Origin of the sequence: Pseudomonas sp. (assembly GCF_026224925.1) — a bacterium.
GTDB lineage: Bacteria > Pseudomonadota > Gammaproteobacteria > Pseudomonadales > Pseudomonadaceae > Aquipseudomonas.
Genome location: NZ_JAMFRV010000530.1, coordinates 1 through 5,621, shown reverse-complemented (window position 1 = coordinate 5,621; position 5,621 = coordinate 1). Strand labels below are relative to the sequence as shown.

5 protein-coding genes are annotated in these 5,621 nt (G+C 58.1%); all 5 read left to right on the top strand.

The genetic code is table 11. The features are described from left to right. The coding region (locus M0974_RS22335) for an MFS transporter (RefSeq protein WP_297841875.1) at positions 1 to 1,041 on the top strand (1,041 nt) is incomplete at its 5' end. A gap of 149 nt (positions 1,042 to 1,190) precedes the next feature. Further along, on the top strand, positions 1,191 to 3,068 hold the full coding sequence (locus M0974_RS22330) for a propionyl-CoA synthetase (protein ID WP_297841879.1): 1,878 nt from the start codon (positions 1,191 to 1,193) through the stop codon (positions 3,066 to 3,068). A 153-nt stretch (positions 3,069 to 3,221) separates the two neighbouring features. Further along, positions 3,222 to 3,665, top strand: coding sequence for a hotdog fold thioesterase (locus tag M0974_RS22325; protein WP_297841872.1), 444 nt, complete (start codon positions 3,222 to 3,224; stop codon positions 3,663 to 3,665). A 114-nt stretch (positions 3,666 to 3,779) separates the two neighbouring features. Continuing rightward, on the top strand, positions 3,780 to 4,589 hold the full coding sequence (locus M0974_RS22320; RefSeq protein ID WP_297841869.1) for an alpha/beta hydrolase: 810 nt from the start codon (positions 3,780 to 3,782) through the stop codon (positions 4,587 to 4,589). Next, positions 4,586 to 5,440, top strand: coding sequence for an alpha/beta fold hydrolase (locus M0974_RS22315; RefSeq protein WP_297841865.1), 855 nt, complete (start codon positions 4,586 to 4,588; stop codon positions 5,438 to 5,440). The genes M0974_RS22320 and M0974_RS22315 overlap by 4 nt, the downstream gene beginning before the upstream one ends. Positions 5,441 to 5,621: the final 181 nt, after the last annotated feature.

Sequence of the window (5,621 nt, the reverse complement as noted above, 5' to 3'; positions counted from 1 at the left end):
GTGTACGCCTTGAGTCTATTGGTCGCCTTGTTGGTGGCAGGTTCGCTGTCCGATTACCTGGGTAGGCGTCCGGTGATTTTTGCGTCATTGCTGCTCGAGATTTTATCGATGGCATTGTTCATCGCTGCTGTCGATGTCACTTGGCTATTGGTTGCACGAATGCTGCAGGGCTTTGCCACCGGGATGGCTGCCAGCGCGTTGGGCGCTGCCTTGCTCGATTGTGATCAGGTTCAGGGGCCTTTGCTCAATAGTGTCACGCCGCTGTTGGGCATGGCGGGTGGCGCCTTGGGCACCAGTGTATTGGTGGCTTATGCGCCCATGCCGCTGTCGCTGGCGTTTATCGTATTGTTGATCGCTTTTTTATCGCAAGCTTTGTATCTCTGGCGGCTGCCGGAAACTGTCAGCCCGCAACCTGGCGCCTGGGCATCGCTTAAACCGGCGCTTAGCGTTCCGCCGCAAGCGCGGCGTACGTTGTGGTTGATCCTGCCAGTGGACATCGCAGCCTGGGCATTGGGCGGTTTTTACCTGTCCCTGACGCCCTCCCTTTTGGCTGCGGCAACCGGCTCGACGTCGGTACTCAACGGTGGGTTGGCCGTTGCCGCGCTGACCCTAAGTGGCGTGGTGGCCATTCTCAACTTGCGCAAGCGTGCTCCAAGCCTGGCTTTGTTTGTGGGTGCGATTGGCCTGGGCAGCGGTGTCGCAGTGATTTTGCTGGCGATAAATAGCGGGTGGTTATGGTTGTTCTTTGCGGGCACGGTGATCGCTGGCTGTGGTTTTGGCTCCGGGTTTTTGGGCGCTCTGCGTTTGCTAATGCCGCTGGCGCACGCCCACGAACGCGCGGGCCTGATGTCGACATTTTACGTACTCAGCTACTTGGCGTTTTGTGTGCCGGCGTTGATCGCTGGGTTGTCCGCGCACAGTGTTGGCTTGATCGCGACGGCTAACGTTTATGGCTCGGTGGTGATTGTGCTGGCTGCGCTGGCCTTGGTCGGCTTATTCATCCAGCGTTTGGCCAATGCCCGAGCCCTGGAACGAGTCTGAGATAACCGACAAAGGTCGTAGCTGATTTTTGCTGCACATCTGCTAATTTCATCTGTGTAAGGCGCTCTCGAGCAAAGCCTTTACTCGCAAGCATATTCTCGTAAGCCCTAATAAGAACAATCACAGGGACACCGATGAGCCAGCAGCAGATGAATTACACGCAGAGCCACGCCCATTCGATCACCGACCCTGAGGCTTTCTGGGCTGAGCAGGCGCAGCAGGTCGCCTGGTATCGAGCGCCAACTCACATCCTGGAAACCTTGGCCGACGGCACGCACCGTTGGTTCGGTGACGGTTTGCTCAATACCAGCTACTTGGCACTGGATCATCAGATCGAGCAGGGGCGCGGCGAACAGACGGCGTTGATCTACGACTCTCCCGTCAGCAATAGCAAAGTGCGTTACAGCTTTAACGAGCTTCGTGATCAGGTCGCGCAGTTGGCCGGTCTGCTGCGCCAATTGGGCGTGGAAAAGGGCGATGGGGTGATCATCTACATGCCGATGGTCCCGCAGGCGCTCATGGCCATGTTGGCCTGCGCTCGGCTGGGGGCTGTGCACTCGGTGGTGTTCGGCGGTTTCGCGGCCAATGAACTGGCACTGCGCATCGACGATGCCAAACCCAGGTTACTGCTGACCGCTTCATGCGGTCTTGAGTTTGATCGGGTCATTGAGTACAAACCGCTGGTGGATAAGGCCTTGGAATTGGCTCGCCATCAACCGAGTCGGGTGCTGGTGTTACAGCGTCCACAAGCGGTGGCGCAGTTACTGGACGGTCGTGATCTGGACTGGAACGAGGCCCTGATCGGCGTTCAACCGGCTGACCCTATACCGGTGGCGAGCACTGATCCGCTGTACATCATGTACACCTCGGGTACCACGGGCAGACCTAAAGGCATCGTCCGCGAGAATGGCGGAAACGCCGTTGCGCTGATCTTCTGCATGAAGACGGTTTACGGCCTGCAACCTGGCGATGTTTGGTGGGGCATCTCTGATGTGGGTTGGGTGGTCGGTCATTCGATGATCGCATACGGGCCGTTAATGGCCGGTTGTACGACGGTCATGTATGAAGGCAAACCGATTCGGACCCCGGATGCCGGCAGCTATTGGCGGATGATCGAGGAATACCGGATTAATGCGTTGTTTTGCGCACCCACAGCCATGCGCGCCATTCGCAAGGCCGATCCTGACGGCGAATTGATCAAGGGCCGGGATTTGAGTGCTATTCGCCATCTGTTCATGGCCGGTGAGAAACTCGATTCCAGTACCCATGAGTGGTTGGAGCGCATGACCGGCAAGCCAGTGCTTGATCACTGGTGGCAAACCGAAACCGGCTGGCCGGTCACCGCGCCGTGCATTGGGCTGGAAGGTCACCGGCCCGGCTTCGGTTCAAGTAATCGCGCGGTACCGGGTTACAACGTACAAATTCTGGGCGAACTCGGCGAGTTGCTGGGGCCGGGTGAGCAAGGCTCGGTAGTGATCGCCTTACCGTTGCCTCCAGGCTGCAGCCAAACCCTGTGGAATGATCATCCGCGCTACCTCGACGCCTATCTCCACAGCTTTCCCGGTTATTTCCATACGGGCGACGGCGGCTACATCGACGAGGAAGGTTTCGTCTACATCATGGGCCGTACCGATGATGTGATAAACGTCGCTGGCCATCGGCTGTCCACTGGCGAGATGGAAGACGTTGTCGGCCAGCACCCTGCCGTCGCCGAGTGCGCAGTGATCGGCGTGCACGATGAAATCAAGGGTCAAGTGCCGTTGGGGATGATCGTGCTTAAAGACGGTATTGAGGAAAGTGCTGCACAACTCCAAAGCGAAATGGTTGCCTTGGTGCGCGAGCGGATTGGCGCACTGGCTTGTCTGCAGCGAATTGTCGTGGTCAAGCGCCTGCCCAAGACCCGTTCGGGAAAAATACTGCGTGTTGTGTTGCGCAAAATAGCGGATGGCGAAGTGTTCGCGCCGCCGTCGACCATCGACGACCCGGCAATTCTGGCCGAGATCAAAATCGCGCTGGGCGTAGTGTAGGAGCGCTGCGCTTGCCCGTGAAGGCCGCGAACCGGGAGAGCCTGGCACACCTCTATTTTTTCCTGAATGAAACAAGTGTTCGAAAACGCTACTATGCGGGCGACCGACTAATTTCGCGCTTTCTCAGCGAGCGCCGTGACCCAAGGAATGAACATGAGCTTGTGGCTTAACACTCCAGTCATCGAACAACTTAATGCAATGCAAAAAAACACCATCGGCGAGCTGTTAGACATTCGTTTCGAACGCTTCGATGACAATTCGCTGACGGCGAGCATGGTCGTCGATCAACGTACCCATCAACCTTATGGGTTGTTGCACGGTGGTGCTTCAGTGGTATTGGCCGAAACCGTGGGTTCGACGGCCAGTTACTTGTGCATCGACCCGAGCAAGTTTTTTTGCGTGGGGCTTGAAATCAACGCCAATCACTTGCGCGGTTTGCGTAGCGGTCGTGTGACCGCCGTTGCCCATCCCGTGCACATTGGCCGCACCACCCATGTTTGGGATATCCGCCTGACCAGTGACGAAGGCAAGGCCAGTTGCATATCACGGCTGACCATGGCGGTCGTGCCGCTGGGCGAACAACCTCCGCAGCGTTGACCCGCCCAGAACAACGATGACCTAAGTGTCACCTTGGATGGCGGTTACAGTCATTGCCGAGTGAATGGCGGGTGCGCACAATTGCTACTGGGTTTTCGCTAGGGACGCGCTCACATGTCACAACCGGTGTTTTTCGCTCACGCTAACGGCTTTCCATCGGCCACGTACGGCAAGCTGTTTTCCGCCTTGGCACCGGATTTCGTTGTTTCGCATTTACCGCAGCATGCCCATGACCCGCGATTTCCAGTGGATGACAACTGGCTGAACCTGGTTGATGAGCTGATTTACCACCTTCGGTTACAGCCAGAGCCCGTGTGGGGCGTGGGTCATTCATTAGGCGGCGTGTTGCATTTTCACGCTGCACTGCGCTGTCCCGAGCTGTATCTGGGGGTGGTGATGCTTGATTCGCCAGTACTGACCTTGGCCGATCAGTTGATGATCCGCGCGGCCAAACGCTTTGGTTTCATTGACCGGATTACCCCGGCCGGGCGCACGTTGGGGCGCAGGGAAGCGTTCGTCGACATGGACGCCGCCCGCCAGTACTTTGCGGGCAAGAGCCTGTTTCGCCGTTTCGATCCAGAATGCTTAGACGCTTACCTGCTGCACGGTTTAGAACATGACGGTGAACAGTTACGCCTGCGTTTCGACCCTGCGACCGAAATCAGCATTTACCGCAGTGTGCCGCACACCAGCCCTGGCCGAGCGCAACAATTGCAGGTGCCATTGGCCGTCGTCCGAGGGCGTCACAGTCGGGTGGTCATGCGTCACCACGCCAATCCGGTAAAACACCTGCCGCTGGGTGAATCATTGTCGATGCCCGGAGGGCATATGTTTCCCCTGGAACGCCCGCAGGAAACCGCAGAACTGCTCAAGCAAGTGTTCGCTCGCTGGAATTTGGTGCGCACCGAAAAGGCCAGCGCATGAGCGTCGCTGTCGAGGAAGTTCGCCTGAGGCTGCCACATATCGAACTGGCCGCGCATTTGTTTGGGCCCGAAGACGGACAGCCCGTGATTGCACTGCATGGTTGGCTGGACAACGCCAACAGCTTTGCCCGTCTGGCCCCCAAGCTTAACGGGCTGCGCATTGTCGCCCTGGACTTGGCTGGGCATGGGCACTCCGACCACCGCCCTACGGGATCCGGTTATACGTTGTGGGATTACGCGCATGACGTACTGCAGGTCGCTGAACAGCTTGGCTGGCAGCGTTTCTCTTTGCTCGGGCATTCATTGGGCGCGATTATTTCCGTCGTGTTGGCCGGTGCGCTACCGGATCGGGTCACGCGTCTGGCGTTGATCGACGGCGTCATCCCACCGACGGGTGAAGCGGGCAGCGCGGCGGAGCGGCTGGGCGCTGCGCTGCAGGCACAGCTGAACCTTTCTAACAAACGTAAGCCGGTGTACAGCGATCAGGACCATGCCGTGCAAGCCCGAATGAAAGGCGTGGTGGCGGTAAGCCGGGAAGCGGCAGAGCTGTTGGCTCAGCGTGGACTAATGCCCGTACCGGGTGGTTACACCTGGCGCAGCGATAGCCGCTTGACCCTTGCGTCACCCATGCGTCTGACGCGTGATCAGGCGATGGCTTTCATCAAGCGCGTCAGTTGTCCGACACAATTGGTGGTAGCAGGACAAGGCATGCTGGCGCAGCATCCAGAATTGTTGTCGCAGCTCCCGTTTGCGGTTACGACCCTGCCGGGCGGGCATCATTTGCACTTAAATGACGAGGAGGGTGCGCGCTCTGTTGCAGACTGTTTCAATCGCTTTTACACCGCTCCTTGACTTGCGGCAGGCAACTGCCGAGGCTGGGCGGATTGAAACAGGAGATGACCTCGATGGACCACCGTATCGCTGCATGCCGCACCCCGTTCCAGTCCGCCCTTACCTTGGCGACCCGATGAGAGCACGTATGCGTTTATTGAGTGTTCTCGCCGTGTCGATCAGCAGTTCTCTGCTTAGCACC

Excerpts from the sequence above, each read along its gene's own strand:
- M0974_RS22330 (WP_297841879.1), top strand. The coding sequence starts at position 1,191 with ATGAATTACACGCAGAGCCACGCCCATTCGATCACCGACCCTGAGGCT.
- M0974_RS22325 (WP_297841872.1), top strand. The coding sequence starts at position 3,222 with ATGAGCTTGTGGCTTAACACTCCAGTCATCGAACAACTTAATGCAATG.
- M0974_RS22320 (WP_297841869.1), top strand. The coding sequence starts at position 3,780 with ATGTCACAACCGGTGTTTTTCGCTCACGCTAACGGCTTTCCATCGGCC.
- M0974_RS22315 (WP_297841865.1), top strand. The coding sequence starts at position 4,586 with ATGAGCGTCGCTGTCGAGGAAGTTCGCCTGAGGCTGCCACATATCGAA.